The sequence below is a fragment of the Butyrivibrio sp. AE2032 genome (genome assembly GCF_000702965.1).
In genome coordinates, this window is the sequence record NZ_JNLF01000003.1 from 1,381,395 (window position 1) to 1,398,421 (window position 17,027).

Here is a 17,027-nt window from a genome sequence, read left to right on the forward strand (position 1 = left end):
AGAAAGGGAATACGCATGAAGATCAGTGTATATAATGATTGGGATCATGTTCCCAAGGCGGAAAGTAGTGGCGAAGACGAAGTAACTCTTGCCTGGGATGGAGAATATAGAAAAGGTGACATTATAGAGTTTTCCGAAATTACTCCGGATGAATTTTACGTTGTGAAGGTCGATGCAACAATTGATCCTGCGCTGGTACTTATTAAGGAGGAGACAGTTCTTTTTACGGTTCCCTTCTATGAGAAGAAAACCAGCTATAACCCATTATCCTTTTGGGGAAACAGGCATATTGTGACCATAAGAAAAGCCGCGGATTATGAGGTTTCTGCGTACAGAAATCTGGCTCTGAATCCCTTTGACCAGCATGAGGTTAGCGGCGTTTATCCTCATGCCAGTGCAAACGTGGAGACAAGGGGTGAGGCAGTATTTGCGGCGAGGAATGCTATAGATGGCTGCAAGGCAACCCTTTCCCATGGAGAGTGGCCCTATGAATCCTGGGGGATCAACCGTCAGGACGATGCAGAATTCACTTTGGATTTCGGAAGAAAGGTTGATATAGATAGGATCCTTCTCTATACAAGAGCTGATTTCCCACATGACAACTGGTGGGTGGAAGGAACCTTAAGCTTTTCAGATGGAAGCCAAGAAGTAATAAAGATGGATAAGAAGGTCCAGATACCACATAGCTTTAATATCAAGCGCTCTGGCATAGAATGGATCAAGCTTGGAAAGCTCATTAAAGCTGATGATCCAAGCCCGTTCCCGGCACTTACACAGATTGAAGTTTATGGAACTGAAGCCAGATAGATTAAGAAAAGGCTGTCGCACTCAAAAGTGCGACAGCCTTAATTTGTCTTTATCTGTTTTCGTGATCAAGTGAAGCCTTGATGAATCCTGAGAAAAGAGGATGTGGTCTGTTTGGACGGCTCTTAAGTTCAGGATGTGCCTGGGTTGCCATGTGGAAGGCGTTTGAAGGAAGCTCGATCATTTCAACGATCCTTCCGTCAGGAGACATTCCGCAGAGCTTCAAGCCGTTCTGAACCAGAACATTTCTGAAGTCGTTGTTGACCTCGTATCTGTGACGATGGCGCTCTGTGATGTTCTCTGAACCAAAGAGCTCAAAGGCCTTGGAATCCTTATCAAGGACGCAAGGGTATGAACCGAGACGTAAGGTTCCACCGATATCCTCAACACCATTCTGGTCAGGTAAAAGAGCTATCATAGGATGCTGGGTGTTTGGATCAAACTCGATGGAGTGTGCATCTGCGTAACCAACTACGTTACGTGCAAACTCAACGATTGCCAGCTGCATACCAAGGCAAAGGCCAAGGAATGGAAGGTTGTTTTCGCGAGCATACTTGATGGAGGTGATCATTCCTTCGATTCCGCGATCACCAAAGCCGCCGGGAACGATAAGTCCATTTACACCTGAAAGAAGGTCTGCCACATTATCAGGAGTAACTTCTTCTGAATCTATCCATTTAATATCGACAGCAGTCTGATTAGAGATACCACCGTGCTTAAGAGCTTCAACTACACTTATGTATGCATCATGAAGCTGCGTGTACTTTCCGACAAGAGCAACCTTTACTACATGCTTCATTGAGTAGAGAGTGTCTACCATTGCCTTCCAGTCTGTAAGATCAGGCTCTGGACACTCAAGGTTAAGGCACTCACATGCCACCTGAGCCAGATGCTCTTTTTCCATGGCAAGAGGAGCCTCGTAGAGGTACTCAAGATCAAGGTTGTTGAGAACGTGACTTGAAGGAACATTACAGAAAAGAGCTATCTTATCCTTTGTCTCCTGATCAAGCTCCAGTTCACTTCTGCAGACGATCACGTCAGGCTGAAGTCCCATTCCCTGCATGGTCTTAACTGCTGACTGAGTAGGCTTTGTCTTGATCTCCTGTGAACAGCGAAGGTAAGGAATAAGTGAAACCAGGATAAGCATTGCATTCTCGTGGCCAACCTCGTGCTGGAACTGTCTGATGGCCTCAAGGAATGGCTGAGACTCAATATCTCCCACAGTTCCACCAACTTCGATGATGGCAATCCTTGTCTCATCGTCGGTGAAGTTTCTGTAGAATTTGCTCTTGATCTCATTTGTAATGTGAGGGATTACCTGAACAGTTCTTCCGCCGTAGTCGCCGCGACGCTCCTTTTGGAGAACTGACCAGTAGATCTTACCGGTTGTAACGTTAGAGTTCTTATCAAGATTTTCGTCAATAAACCTCTCGTAATGGCCAAGGTCAAGATCGGTTTCTGTACCGTCCTCTGTTACGAATACCTCTCCGTGCTGAACCGGGTTCATTGTTCCGGGATCGATGTTGATATAAGGGTCGAATTTCTGCATTGTAACCTTGTATCCACGGGCCTTAAGAAGACGCCCCAAAGATGCGGCAGTAATTCCTTTTCCAAGACCTGAAACAACACCACCAGTCACAAAGATGTACTTAACAGCCATTTTCCGTTTTCCTCCTGATTAATTGACGAAATTATTTACAATGGATTGAAATATCAAATTGCACGCGATATAATTCTATGTTATAGTGCTGATATTAATATAAGAAGAACGATGTATTCCACATCATACTATGCTATTATAGCATGAGTTGGAATATTAGGAAGTAGGAAAATTATATGGATAATAATCAGAATCAGAGAAATAATAACCCCCTTGGCGGAGGCGATAACGGCAACTCCCCAAGACGCCAGAATATAATTCTTCTTTTGGTTGCAGCCCTTGTCACCATGGTCTGCATGACTTATTTCCTCAGAGCTTTTTCTGAGAATACCAACTCAGAAGTATCATATTCTGAATTCCTTCAGATGGTTGAGGATCAGAAGATCGAGAAGATCGTCATTGAAGAAGACAGGATCAACATTTATCCGAAGGAGACCAAGGCTGAGGATCAGCTTGGATTTGGATATTCCCTTACAGGATATTCAACAGTTACCTATTATACCGGTAAGGCTGAAGACGATACTGACCTGACAAAGCGAATGCTTGATGCAGGAGTTGAGGTGTCAAGCGAAGTTCCGGACAGTTCAGGAGCAATACTTACATTTATTCTTTATTATATTGCCCCAATCCTTCTTATGTGGTTCCTTCTCTCCATCATCTTTAAGAGAATGGGCAGAGGCGGCGGACCATTAAGCGTAGGAAAGAGCAATGCAAAGGTTTACGTTCAGAAGGAGACAGGTGTTACCTTCAAGGATGTAGCAGGTGAAGACGAGGCAAAAGAGTCTTTGGTAGAGGTTGTAGATTTCCTTCATAACCCTGCAAAGTACGCCAAGATCGGTGCTAAGCTCCCTAAGGGTGCCCTCCTTGTAGGACCTCCCGGAACAGGTAAGACTCTTTTGGCTAAGGCCGTTGCAGGTGAAGCACATGTTCCTTTCTATTCTCTTGCTGGTTCAGACTTCATCGAGCTCTACGTTGGTGTAGGTGCCAGCCGTGTAAGAGACCTCTTTAACGAAGCAAGTAAGAATGCACCTTGTATTATTTTCATAGATGAGATCGATGCCATCGGAAGAAGCCGTGACAGCAAGTATGGCGGCGGTAATGAGGAGAGAGAGCAGACTCTTAACCAGCTGCTTTCCGAGATGGATGGATTTGACTCATCAAAGGGTGTACTTATCCTTGGTGCTACCAACAGACCTGAGATCCTTGATAAGGCTCTTCTTCGTCCCGGACGTTTCGACAGACGTATCATCGTTGATAAGCCTGATCTCAAGGGCCGTGAGGAGATCCTTAAGGTTCATTCCAAGGATGTTAAGATGGATGAGACTGTTGATCTTAAGGGAATTGCCCTTGCAACCAGTGGTGCAGTTGGTTCAGATCTTGCCAACATGATCAACGAGGCAGCCATCAATGCTGTTAAGGCACACAGGGAGTATGTATGCCAGCAGGATCTTATGGAAGCTGTTGAGCAGGTCCTTGTAGGAAAAGAGAAGAAGGACAGGATCCTCAGCAAGGAAGAGCGAAAGATCGTTTCCTATCACGAGGTAGGACACGCACTTATAAGCGCAGTTCAAAAGAACACAGAGCCCGTTCAGAAGATCACCATCGTTCCAAGAACCATGGGAGCTTTGGGATATGTTATGCAGGTTCCTGAGGATGAGAAATATCTTCAGACCAAGGATGAGATCATTGATGACATCATTGTTTCACTTGGTGGCCGTGCAGCAGAGGAAGTTATCTTCAACACAGTTACAACAGGTGCTGAGAACGATATTGAGAAAGCAACAAACATGGCTCGCAGCATGATCACTATGTTTGGTATGAGTGACAGATTCGGTCTCATGCAGCTTGAGTCAATCCAGAACAGATATCTTGACGGAAACAGGATCCTCAACTGTTCAGATAAGACAGCAGCTGATGTGGATGCAGAAGTACAGAAGCTCCTTTCAGATTGCTATGAGAGAGCTAAGCAGATCATCAGAGAGCACCTTGATGCCATGGATAAGATCGCTCAGTTCCTTATTGAGAAGGAGACCATCACCGGTAAGGAGTTCATGAAGATCTACCGTGAGGTTGAGAATATTCCTGAACCTACAGAGGAGGAACAGGAGAAGGCTAAGGCAGGAAGAATCTATGCTACAAGAGCTGAATCAGCACTGGTTGGCGAGAACGTTCCGGTAAAGAAGCCCAAGAAGGATGAGCCTGATGTTAAGGACGTAGCCAGCGAAATTGGAGCGGCAGCAGGCGCTGCTGTTGCTGAAGCTCAGAACGCCATTGAGGCGGCTGCTTCAGAGGCCATGGGAAAAGCTGCTGATCCAGGCGCAGTAGTTGACAGCGCTGAGAAAGCAGTTGGTGAAGCTATAGAAAAGGCTGCAGATATTGAGGAACAGGTGGCTGAGACTATTGTTGACGATAAGCCCGGATTTATTGAGGAGAAAGCTCCTGATAATGAAAAGCCTTCAAAGGGCAGAGACGGACTGTTCTCACACGTTCCACAGGATTTTGACAAGAAGGACTGATAATTAATTATGTGTATGAAAAGAGCTATGGGAGGACATGTTAAATGCGCCCATAGCTCTTTTGCATCCTCTTTAAAAGTTCCGGGAATGGTGGTTTAATTGAAGTATGTCGGGATTTGATATCAAAGAAGAACTGAAAAAGCTCCCCAATAAGCCGGGAGTTTATATAATGCATGACGAGGCTGACACCATAATGTATGTGGGAAAAGCCATAAACCTTCACAACCGTGTAAGGTCTTATTTTCGTTCAAATATCGGAAGAGGCCCTCAGATTGACAGGATGGTAAAGCAGATCGCAAGGTTTGAGTACATTGTCACGGACTCTGAGCTTGAGGCCCTGGTCCTGGAGAACAACCTTATCAAGGAACACAGTCCCAGATATAACACTATGCTCAAGGATGACAAAACCTATCCTTATATTAAGGTGACGGTGTCTGAGGATTATCCAAGGATTCTTTTCTCCCGCCTCATGAAGAAGGACAAATCCAGATATTTCGGGCCTTTCACCAGTGCTGCAGCAGTGAAGGATACTATAGAGCTTATCAATAAGCTTTATGGCCTTAGAACCTGCAATAGGGTTTTGCCAAGAGATATTGGTGCTGAGCGTCCCTGCCTCAACTATCATATGAAGCAGTGCTGCGGACCCTGTACCGGAGAGATTTCCAAGGAGGACTACAGAGCCAGGATAGATATGGCGCTGGATTTCCTCAATGGTAATTATGGCGTCATATTAAAAGACTTGCAGGAAAAAATGGAGGCTGCTTCAGAGGAGCTTGATTTCGAGAACGCAGCAAAATATAGAGATCTCATAGCTTCTGTAAAGGTGGTTGCCCAGAAGCAGAAGATGACGGATTCATCAATGGAGGACAAGGATATTGTTGCCATCGCCTCGGATGATAATGACGCAGTGGTGCAGGTTTTCTTTGTGAGAGATGGACGTCTTATAGGAAGAGAGCATTTCTATATGACCCACGTTTCTGAGAATCCCCAGTCGGAGATTTTGGAGAACTTTGTTAAACAGTTTTATGCCGGAACACCCTTTATTCCGAGACAGCTTCTTTTGCCTGAACCCATAGAGGATATGGAGATTATTGAGAAGTGGCTCACTCAAAGGAAGGGAAGCAGAGTATACATAAGTGTTCCTGAGCGCGGACAGAAGGAAAAGCTCATGGAGCTGGCTGCCTCTAATGCCCAGCTGGTTCTTTCCAAGGATAAGGAGAGGATAAAGCGGGAGGAGGGCCGTACCATAGGCGCAGTAAAGGAGATAGAAAACCTATTGGGAATAAAAGGCCTTAACCGAATGGAGGCCTATGATATTTCCAATATAAGCGGGTTTGCCAATGTTGGCTCCATGGTGGTCTATGAGAAGGGTAAGCCTAAAAAGAGTGACTACCGTAAATTCAGGATAAAGACTGTTGCAGGGCCTGATGACTACGCCTGCATGCATGAGGTCCTTACAAGAAGGCTGCTCCATGGAATTGAGGAAAAGCATGAGCTTCAGGTCAGGGACATAGATGCGCAGTATGGCTCTTTTACCAAATTTCCGGACCTTATCCTTATGGATGGTGGAAGGGGACAGGTGAATATCTGCCTCCAGGTTCTGGAAGAACTTGGAATCAGCATCCCCGTCTGCGGAATGGTAAAGGACGACAATCATAGGACCAGAGGTCTTTACTTTAATAATGTAGAACTTCCTATAGATACCAGGTCAGAGGGCTTTAAGCTCATCACAAGGATACAGGATGAGGCCCACAGATTTGCCATAGAGTACCACAGGTCTCTTAGGAGCAAGGCTCAGGTAAAGAGTTCTTTGGATGATATACCGGGCATAGGACCTGCCAGGCGAAAGGCTCTCATGAAGAATTTTGAGACCATAGAGGACATCAGAAATGCCTCAGCAGAAGAGCTTTCAAAGGTGCCTGAGATCCCTGAAAATGTGGCGGAGCAGATTTACGATTTCTTTCACCAAACGGATTGATAATATTTGAACAGGCCCGTTTTCTGTGATATTATTTAGGCGTCGCAAATATAGATTTTTTCAAAGGAGATTCCCATGTCTAGTGTAAGTTTGAAAACTATCATTGAGAAAATGAAGCTTGAGAACCTCACTCCTGAGCTGGATGTCAAGAAGATCAGGATAAGCCAGCCGGACATTAACAGACCGGCTCTTCAGCTGGCTGGTTATTTCGAGCACTTTGAGGCAACAAGACTTCAGATCATTGGCTTCGTAGAGTATACCTATATGGAGTCGCTTCCAGATAACAAAAAGGAAAAGATGTACAGGGAATTCCTTTCTTTTGATATCCCGGGAGTTGTTTTCTGCAGAGAGCTCACTCCGGATCCACTTTTTGTAAAGATTGCCGTTGAGGAGAAGGTGCCTGTTCTTATTACAAAGAAGTCCACTTCCTCATTTATGGCAGAGATAATCAGATGGCTCAACGTTAAACTTGCGCCCTGTATTTCAATTCACGGCGTTTTAGTTGATGTCTTTGGTGTAGGCGTTCTTATTACCGGTGAGAGTGGTATCGGTAAATCAGAGACAGCCATTGAGCTTATAAAAAGAGGACATCGTCTTGTTTCCGATGACGTTGTTGAGATCAGAAGAGTAAGTGAAGAGACTCTTATTGGTACGGCCCCTGACATAACCAAGCACTTCATCGAAATGAGAGGTGTTGGTATCATCGATGTTAAGACCCTCTACGGTGTATCAAGCGTTAAAGAGACCCAGAACATTGACCTTGTTATCAAGCTTGAGGATTGGGACAAGGATAAGGAATATGACAGACTTGGACTTGAGGAAGAGTACACAGAATATCTTGGAAACAAGGTTGTGTGCCACAGGATCCCTATCCGTCCAGGAAGAAACCTTGCTGTAATCTGTGAGTCGGCAGCAGTTAACCACAGACAGAAGGCAATGGGCTACAATGCAGCTCAGGAGCTTTATAACAGAGTACAAAACTCCCTTGCAAAGAGAAGAAATGAGGAGGATGACGACTAATATGACAAGATACGTTTTTGGTGCAGACGTTGGAGGAACAACTGTTAAGATAGGACTTCTTACTGAGACCGGTGAGAAGGTGGATTTCTGGGAGATCCCCACAAGAACAGAGAACCACGGCGAGAACATTATTCCTGATATAGCTGATTCAATCAGAGCTAAGATGAAGGAAAAGAATATAGAAGATACCCAGGTAGTTGGTGCAGGTGTAGGAGTTCCCGGAGCAGTAAATGCAGACGGACTTTGCTACCAGGCTGTTAACCTTGGCTGGGAGAGAGTAAATGTAGTAAATGAGCTTCACTCAAAGCTTAAGCTTCCTGTAAAGGCAGGAAATGACGCTAACGTAGCAGCTCTTGGAGAGGCCTGGAAGGGCGGCGGACAGGGCTATCCTAACATGTGCCTTGTTACTCTTGGAACCGGAGTTGGAGGCGGAATCATCATTGAAGGAAAGATCCTTACAGGTGCTAAGGGATCAGGCGGAGAGATCGGACACATCCACCTTGTAGACGATGAGCCTGAGACCTGTGGATGTGGTAAGCATGGCTGCTTTGAGATGTATGCCAGCGCAACAGGTGCAGTAAGACTTGCAAAGAGAGTTCTTGCTTCAACAGATGAGGACAGCGTTCTTAGAAATAAGGACTTCGAGTGCAGAGATATCTTTGATGCAGCAAAAAGTCGCGATAAGCTTGCTGTAAAGGCAGCAGAGCAGTATGGCTACTACCTTGGAAAGGGAATTGCAGCTGTTGCTTCAGTAGTAAACCCTGAGATCATCGTTCTTGGTGGCGGTGTTTCTAAGGCGGGAGATATGCTCTTTGATCTCCTTAAGCCAAGCTTTGAAAAGTACGTATTCCCAGGATGTAAGGATGCAAAGTTTGCCCTTGCTAAGCTTGGTAATGATGCAGGCGTTTACGGCGCAGCAAAGATGATGATCAATTGATCGGGGACACAACTTGAACAACGAGATAATAACGTATTTAAAGGATATAGTTTCAGAAGAATATATCCATATAGATGAACCTATGAGCAGGCACACCACATTTAGAACTGGTGGGCCTGCCAGCTTATTTTTATGCCCCGGAAATGAAAAGGAGCTTGAAAAGGTTGCGGACATAGTCAGAAAGCTTGGTCTGCCTTCCTTCATTATAGGAAATGGAAGTAACCTTCTGGTTTCTGATTCCGGCTTTGACGGTGTAGTAATTTCCCTTGAGAGACTGAACAACATAAGCCTTGTGGGAGATATTGAAATTCTCGCTGAGGCGGGAGCTTTGAACAGTGCCATAGCCTCTTTTGCCAGAGATAATGCCCTTACAGGCTTTGAGTTCGCTGCAGGGATTCCCGGAACCATAGGCGGAGCCATGATAATGAATGCCGGAGCATACGGCGGAGAGATGAAGCTTATTACCAAAGAGGTAAAGGTTATTTCTCCATCCGGTGAGATCATGACCTTAAGTGCGGACACAATGGAGTTTGGTTATAGGACCAGCGCCATTAAGGGCAGAGGATATATCGTAATTTCTGCGCTTCTTGCGCTTACTAAGGGTTCGGCAAAAGAAATATCGGAAACAATGAAGGAGCTTGCCTTAAAGCGAAAGGAAAAACAGCCCCTGGAGTACCCAAGCGCCGGATCTACCTTTAAGAGACCTGAGGGATATTTTGCAGGAAAGCTCATTGAGGACGCGGGTCTTCGTGGTTTTTCCGTGGGCGGAGCACAGGTTTCTGAGAAGCACTGCGGTTTTGTCGTAAATAAGGGCGATGCCACATCTTCAGATATTTATGAACTGATAAAAGAAGTAAAGAGCAGAGTTTATGCATCTTCCGGAGTTACGCTGGAGCCGGAAGTAGTGATGGTTGGAGAATTCTGATATGAGATTTGTGATCGTAACCGGAATGAGTGGCGGTGGAAAAGCAACGGCCATACATATGCTTGAGGATGCAGGATTTTACTGTGTTGATAACCTGCCGGTTTCTCTGATAGAAAAGTTTACAGAGCTGATAACAATGCCCGACTCAGGAATCAGCAAGGTTGTACTTGGAGTGGATGCCAGAGCGGGCCAGAGTTTTGAAGGAGTTGCCGGTATCATAGATTCCATGAAAGAGCGTGGAATACCGGTTGAAGTTCTTTTCATGGATGCCAGTGATGAGGTCCTGATAAAGCGATATAAGGAGACCAGAAGGATCCACCCAATGAATTCCCCCGGAGACAGGATCGAAGACGGAATTTCCAAAGAGAGGGCAGTTCTTGCTGAGGTTAAGAAAAAGGCGGACTATATTTTAGACACCTCAACCCTTCTTACCAGAGAGCTGAAAAAGGAGCTGGATAGGATATTCGTAGAGGATGCAGAGTATAACTCTCTTATGGTAAATATCATGTCCTTTGGGTTTAAGCATGGGATTCCATCAGACGCGGATCTGGTGTTTGATGTGAGATTCCTGCCTAATCCCTACTATATTGATGAACTCAAGCATCAGACAGGAAATGACAAGCCTGTTCAAGACTATGTAAAAAGCTTTCCTGCCTGCACAGAATTTGTTGACAAGCTAACGGATATGCTTACATTCCTGATCCCGGGATATGTCCAGGAGGGCAAATATCAGCTTGTTGTTGCCATTGGATGTACCGGCGGCCAGCACAGAAGTGTTACTATCGCAAATGAGATTTATGACAGGCTTAAGAGTGTGGGAGGTAACTTCGGTCTTAAGCTTTATCACAGAGACGTTAAAGAGGCTAAGTAAGAAATGTCTTTTTCCTCAGAGGTAAAAGAGGAACTGGAAAAGCACACTGGTTCTTCCCGGCATTGTCAGCTGGCGGAGCTGACAGCGATCATAACCAGCATAGGTTATGTGGGCATTGGAGAAGATGGCGAAATGACGCTGTATCTGCAGGCGGATAACAGCCTGGTGCTTAGAAAGTTCTTTACATTATTAAAAAAAGCATTTAATATAGTTACTAGCATTTTGGAGGATATTCCCGATGTGAAGAGCAAAGGCCGTATTTACAGGCCGGTTCTTCGTGACAGGGAACAGCTAAGGGCTGTACTGAAGGCCACCAGGCTGATGGAAACAGACGGAAGTGTCAGGGATTTTGAGAATGGGGTAAGCCCTATGATCACGAAGAATTCCTGCTGTAAAAGAGCTTTTCTCCGGGATGCATTTTTGTGTATAGGCTCAATCAGTGACCCAAATAAAGGTTATCATCTGGAGTTTGTCTGTACCAGTGAAGGACAGGCAAATCAGTTAAAAGAGCTTATAGAGAGCTTTGATATAGAAGCAAGAATTGTACTTCGAAAGAAGTATCATGTCCTCTATGTAAAAGAGGGCGCCGGAATCGTAGATCTTCTTAACATCATGGAGGCGCCTGTTAGTCTTATGAATCTTGAGAATCTAAGGATACTCAAGGAGATGAGAAATTCTATTAACAGACGAGTCAACTGTGAGGTTGCTAACATTACCAAGACTGTTAATGCAGCCACTAAGCAGATAGAGGATATCACCTACATAAGGGATAATTTTGGTTTCAGACAGCTGCCAAAGAGCCTTAAGGAAATGGCCCAGGTGCGGCTGGAACACCCGGATGCAACACTTTTGGAGCTGGGTGAATACCTGGATCCCCCGGTAGGAAAATCTGGAGTTAATCACAGGCTTCGTAAGCTATCCGAGCTTGCGGACAGGATAAGAGGTTAAAGGTTCTAAGGAGGAAATTATGTTAACAAAATCTATCGAGATCAAGCTGCCAAGAGGATTGGAAGCAAGACCTGTTGCTGAGCTGGTTCAGCTTGCAAGCAAGTATGAGAGTACCGTACACATCGAAGCTCAGTCTAAGAAGGTTAATGCAAAGAGCATCATGGGAATGATGACACTTAACCTTACTTCTGGCGAAGCTGTTACAGTTATTGCAGAGGGAAGCGACGAGGAGTCAGCAGTAGCTGATCTTGAGAACTTTCTTCAGGGAAGTGGCCAGAACTAAGCCGTAAAATAAAAAAAGCCCCTATAAAAGGGAGGATGCCAGGTAAGCTTCCTTACCTGGCATATTATGAAAAAGTTTTTGTTTGGTATTGTCTTAACTCATCTGACAATATTATAATAACAAGCTTTTATGTCTAAAAGATGATTTGAAGTAACCATTCTTTTAATGATTTGTAAACAAATTATGAACACCAAAAAGCGAGATTATTAATCTTCTTTTTGGTGTTTTTTTATCATTAATTCGTTGAGTAGCTACTTGCATAATGATAAAATTAAGTGTATGAAGGCATTCCTTTCGTGGAAGAACTGGATCATTATAGCTATTTGTGTCGGTGTGAATCTTTGCGGCAGAAAGTTGGCGTTAGGTTTAGATCTGCCGTTGTGGCTTGATTCTGCAGGCACTATTTTTGCTGCAATAGAACTGGGACCGATAGCCGGAGCGTTTTGTGGTGTTCTTCTTAACTTTTTTGCGTCCCTGGGTAAACCACAGGAGATGCCCTATATGCTGGTATCTGCAGCAATTGGTATATCTATAGGTGTTCTTTATCCAAGGCAGAAGTCTGCACATTTCAGGATTATTTCGGCAGGAGTTCTGACGGGTATTCTAAGTTCAATTATTTCCACCATAATTAATATGTATACGTACAACGGCGGAACAGGTAATGCCTGGGGAGATGCTCTTATGGAGATGCTCTCAAGGGATATTCAGCTTCCTGTGGTGAATACTTTTTTGGGGCAGGCATTTGTGGATGTGCCGGATAAAGTAATAAGCCTTTTGGCTGCTGTTTTGGCCTCAAGACTTTTCCATACGTTGGAAAAGAAGCCGTCAAATGCAGCGCCTTTCATGCTTCTTCCTCTTATTGCTTCTGCCCTTGTTTTCTCAGTGCCGGTTCCGGTAAAAGCTGCGGATTTCGGGGCAGAATACGCCGGGAATGTGTATGATGTTGAGAATGGTCTGGAGGCTGTAGAAGTAAATGACGTTGCTCAGACTGATGATGGATATATGTGGATAGGATCCTATTCAGGACTCTATGTCTACGATGGCTATAAATTCAGGCTTGCTTCTTTGGATTCCAGGATAAAGAATGTGATGGCTCTTTTTAAAGACAGCAAGGGCAGACTGTGGATAGGAACCAATGACAGTGGTGTGGCCTGCTATGATCCTAAATCGGAGCAGGTAGATTTCTATTATACCGATAATGGGCTGTCATCTGATGCAATAAGAGATATTACAGAGGACAACAAAGGAAATATCTACATAGCCACTATATCTCAGTTGTGTATGATAACTCCCGAAGGCTCAGTGGATACCTTTGCTGCCAGGAGTTTTTCCGGAATTCTCAAACTGTGTTCAAGTGGCGACTCTGTGGCCGGGATCAGAAGTGACGGATATCTCATCATATTTAATGAGGATAAGATCACTTATGTGTTGGCAGGGGATTTTACTGAAGTTGCAGTAGAAGAAGAGGGAAATTATATAGTAGGAACCAGCTCAAATATGACTGCAAGGCTGAGGATCAAGGATGGAGCAACTGATCTTATGACCAAGCAGTATACCGGAAAGCTGAAGTACTTCAATGACATTTTGTATTCAAAGAGTTTAAAGGGATACTTTATAGCCTGTGAAAATGGTCTGGGATTTGTCTCTGATAAAGGAACGGTAACAGATCTTTCCAGCAATGACTTTGACAGTTCTGTGGTAAGCGTTTTTTCCGACTACCAGGGTAATATATGGTTTGGATCCAGTAAGCAGGGAGTTAAAAAGTTTTCCTGGAATCCTTTCGAGGATATTTTTTCAAGAGCCAGCGTAGACGGAGAAGTTGTAAACAGCGTAATGGTAAAGAAAGGGCTCTTGTATGCGGGAACCAATAACGGACTTGTGACTATAGATCTTAAGACCTATTATTCTGTTCCGGTACCACACCCGGAGTTTTTTAAGGATGTTCGTATCAGAAATATAATGTGTGACAGCAATGAAAACGTTTGGGTCAGCACCTACGGCCCTTACGGACTTATTAAGCTGCGCAGCGATGGCACTGTTGCATCATTTAACAGTCAGAATGCAAAGACAGAAGGAGACAGGTTCATATTCAGTGTGGAGCTGTCTGATGGCAGGATTGTGGCAGCAAGTAATACGGGACTTACTTTTATCAAAGGTGAGAAGGTGGTAAAAACTCTTGGGGAAAATGAGGGGATATCCACTCAGATATTGTCTTTGGTAGAAAGAGAAGACGGAACCCTCTACGCAGGAACTGACGGCGGCGGAATTCTTGTGTTAAAGAACGATGAGATTGTAAGAACCATCGGAACAGCAGAGGGCTTAAGGACTCTGGTTGTCATGAAGATCGTGCCTTGTACAGGAGGATATCTGTATGTGACCAGTAATGCCATCTACTATGATAATGACAAAGAGATAAGAAGACTTGAGAATTTTCCTTACAGCAATAACTACGATATTTTTATCTCCGAAGAGGGGAAGGCGTGGGTATTTTCAAGTGGTGGAATCTATGTGCTGGATGAAAAGGATCTTTTAAATGACACTCAGTACAGTTTTATGCTGCTTAACAGAAGCAGAGGTCTTAATACGGCAATTACCGCCAACGCCAATTATGTTCTTAACGTAGAGAGACTCTACATATCCTGTACAGATGGTGTACGAAGAGTATCCATCAAGAATTACGATTCCTTCAATAACGAGTTCAAGATTGGTCTCTCTGAAATAATGGTTGGAGATCAGAAGATAAAACCTATTGATGGAGTATATACTATTCCTGCTGTGTCCGGACGAATTCAGTTTGACGTGGCAGTGATGAATTATTCACTTTCTAATCCTATGATCCACATTTTCCTTGAGGGGGCTGAGGATCAGGGTATTACCTGCTACCAGAAAAATATGCAGCCACTTTCCTTTACAAATCTTCCCTATGGAGATTATAAGCTCCATGTTCAGGTGCTGGATACAGCCGGAATTGATGTGGTAAGGGATGAGGTGTTCCCGGTAAGGAAGGAATCCCAGCTCTTTGAACGCGGATATTTCAGGGTTTACCTTTACCTTGTATGCTTTTTGTTTATACTATATCTTGGATGGGCGATTGGCGACATCCTTCATAACATGAACAACGTGCAAAGATTGCAGCAGGAGGCTACCAAGGACCACCTGACAGGGCTTCTTAACAAGAGGGGCGCTGAGGATACCATGAACGAAGCCTGCAGGAATAACTCTGGAATTTTGGCGGTTTTGGACCTGGATAGCTTTAAGCCTGTAAATGATATTTTTGGTCATGACAATGGTGACAGACTTCTCATGGCTCTTGCAGATCTTATGCGAAGAACAGCTGGAAGCGATGATGTGCTGTGCCGTGTGGGCGGCGATGAGTTTGTTGCCTTTTATAAGTATGCCACCGGAAGTGATATAAAGGAAAAGACAAGGATCCTCAATGAGGAGCTCATAGAGGTTGCGAAGCATATCCTGGGCGAAGATATGAACATTCCCCTTGGCGTGTCCATAGGCGCTGTTGCTGTTGCAGAAGACAACGAGGAGAGCTATGAGGAGCTGTTTAAAAAGGCGGATAAAGCTCTTTATATAGTGAAGAATTCCGGCAAACATGACTATGTGATCTACGAGGAGTCACTGTTCAGGAGTGAGGAAAACTCAGACAGGGCCAACATAAGCGGAATTGCTGAGATCAGGGCAATTATCGGAGAGAGAAACAAGAGCAGCAAACCATACAGAGTTGAGGACGGAAGGCTCAGAGAGATCTACAGGCTTCTTGTAAGGCTTGGGGACAGTGCGGTCATGAACTCCGTTATGATACACTTTATTGTGACCGGAGAAAAGGGCAAGATAGTTCCCCACGACATAATGGATATATTCCTGGAGGTGCTGGACGACAGTCTTAGAAGTACGGATGTTTATGGCTATGACAACCACAACACTGCTATTGTGATCCTTACAAATACCGATCCTGATTTTGCTGTGGTGACAATAGAAAGAATAGAAAATAAATGGAAAGAGCACCCTAGGACCCAAGGATACTCAGTCACCTATGAGAAGGAGATGCTTTAATGCTTAGATCCGTTGCTTTTTTGATGGATGAAAAAGATAGAAATAATGAGACTCTGCGCACTGCCATTCTTGATGAAACTGGATATATCAGGGATTGTGGCTATGGCGCAGAGATTTCTTTTGACAAAGAAAAGCTCCCTAAGGAACGGGAGACGCTTGTTGTAACGGACAGCCCCGATCTGGCAAAAGAGCTTTTGGATGCGGGATTCTATGTTACCGGAATGCTCCATGACGGGAACAAGGGAATGCAGTTTCCTCAGGTGAAGTATGTGTTTGGCGAGATCGATCAGGTGGACATGGATTCTTTTGTTAAGGTCTACCAACGCTATGCAGGGGAGCCCTGGGAAATACTGCGGACGGAGCGCCTTATCATAAGAGAGACCACCCTGGAAGATGTGGATGAGTTTTACAAGCTGTATGCGGATCCGGAGATGACTCTTTATATGGAAGGACTCTTCGAGGATCCAAAGGATGAAAAGAGATATCAGAAGGATTACATTGAAAAGGTGTATTATCTTATGGGCTTTGGGGTTTGGACCTTGCAGCGCATAAGTGACGGAAAGGTTATTGGAAGAGCAGGGTACTCGGTGAGGAACGGCTTTGACGAGGTGGAACTGGGATTTCTTGTGGGTAAAGAATACCAGAGACAGGGCTACTGTATGGAGGCCTGCAGAGCGATCCTGGATTATGGAAGGGATATGCTGTCCTTTGATAAGGTACAGACTTTAGTAAAAGAGAAAAATGAGGTTTCCATTCATATATGCAAAAAGCTGGGCTTTCAGGAGACCGGCAAGGTAAATGTGGAAGAGAATATCTATGGCAAGCAATATAACCAGGGGAAGAAGGTGGCATTAAGCCAGTCTCAGTATGGGGATTATGTAAAGATGACACTGAGTTTCTGAGCCCCGGGGGACTTTTTTGACCATAGTCAAACTTTTTATGGTATTTTTTAGGTTTATCCTGTAATATATAGCATGTAACATGCAGAAATAGTATGGATTGGCAGGTATGAAGAGCGAG

12 protein-coding genes are annotated in these 17,027 nt (G+C 44.5%); 11 read left to right on the forward strand and 1 reads right to left on the reverse strand.

Annotated features, from left to right (window positions below; translation table 11 throughout):
- Positions 1–9: 9 nt before the first annotated feature.
- Positions 10–807, forward strand: coding sequence for a carbohydrate-binding protein (locus BO18_RS08190; RefSeq protein WP_034445261.1), 798 nt, complete (start codon positions 10–12; stop codon positions 805–807).
- Between the two features lie 49 nt (positions 808–856).
- On the opposite strand, the gene BO18_RS08195 is transcribed toward BO18_RS08190, so the two are convergent.
- A complete protein-coding gene (locus tag BO18_RS08195; RefSeq protein ID WP_034445263.1) occupies positions 857–2,464 on the reverse strand; it encodes a CTP synthase in 1,608 nt (535 codons plus the stop codon).
- A gap of 176 nt (positions 2,465–2,640) precedes the next feature.
- On the opposite strand from BO18_RS08195, the gene ftsH reads away from it, so the two are divergent.
- The 10 genes from ftsH to BO18_RS08245 all read left to right on the forward strand — a co-directional run bounded on the left by ftsH (position 2,641) and on the right by BO18_RS08245 (position 16,909).
- Positions 2,641–4,980 carry an ATP-dependent zinc metalloprotease FtsH gene (ftsH, locus tag BO18_RS08200; protein WP_034445266.1) on the forward strand — a complete coding sequence of 780 codons (2,340 nt, stop codon included), beginning with the start codon at positions 2,641–2,643 and terminating at the stop codon, positions 4,978–4,980.
- Positions 4,981–5,086: 106 nt separating this feature from the next.
- Positions 5,087–6,958, forward strand: coding sequence for an excinuclease ABC subunit UvrC (gene uvrC, locus BO18_RS08205; protein ID WP_034445268.1), 1,872 nt, complete (start codon positions 5,087–5,089; stop codon positions 6,956–6,958).
- 75 nt (positions 6,959–7,033) lie between these two features.
- A complete protein-coding gene (gene hprK / locus BO18_RS08210; RefSeq protein WP_034445270.1) occupies positions 7,034–7,978 on the forward strand; it encodes an HPr(Ser) kinase/phosphatase in 945 nt (314 codons plus the stop codon).
- A 1-nt stretch (position 7,979) separates the two neighbouring features.
- Positions 7,980–8,915 carry an ROK family glucokinase gene (locus BO18_RS08215; RefSeq protein ID WP_034445273.1) on the forward strand — a complete coding sequence of 312 codons (936 nt, stop codon included), beginning with the start codon at positions 7,980–7,982 and terminating at the stop codon, positions 8,913–8,915.
- 13 nt (positions 8,916–8,928) lie between these two features.
- Complete coding sequence (gene murB / locus BO18_RS08220; RefSeq protein WP_051688579.1) at positions 8,929–9,840, forward strand: UDP-N-acetylmuramate dehydrogenase; 912 nt, start codon at positions 8,929–8,931, stop codon at positions 9,838–9,840.
- 1 nt (position 9,841) lies between these two features.
- Positions 9,842–10,711, forward strand: a complete 870-nt coding sequence (gene rapZ, locus BO18_RS08225; RefSeq protein WP_034445276.1) for an RNase adapter RapZ — start codon at positions 9,842–9,844, stop codon at positions 10,709–10,711.
- A gap of 3 nt (positions 10,712–10,714) precedes the next feature.
- Complete coding sequence (whiA, locus tag BO18_RS08230; protein WP_034445277.1) at positions 10,715–11,659, forward strand: DNA-binding protein WhiA; 945 nt, start codon at positions 10,715–10,717, stop codon at positions 11,657–11,659.
- Positions 11,660–11,678: 19 nt separating this feature from the next.
- Entirely contained in the window at positions 11,679–11,942 is a 264-nt protein-coding gene (locus BO18_RS08235) for an HPr family phosphocarrier protein (RefSeq protein ID WP_034445279.1), read from the forward strand.
- A gap of 279 nt (positions 11,943–12,221) precedes the next feature.
- Entirely contained in the window at positions 12,222–16,007 is a 3,786-nt protein-coding gene (locus BO18_RS32550; RefSeq protein WP_081860960.1) for a diguanylate cyclase, read from the forward strand.
- A complete protein-coding gene (locus tag BO18_RS08245; RefSeq protein WP_034445282.1) occupies positions 16,007–16,909 on the forward strand; it encodes a GNAT family N-acetyltransferase in 903 nt (300 codons plus the stop codon). The genes BO18_RS32550 and BO18_RS08245 overlap by 1 nt, the downstream gene beginning before the upstream one ends.
- Positions 16,910–17,027: the final 118 nt, after the last annotated feature.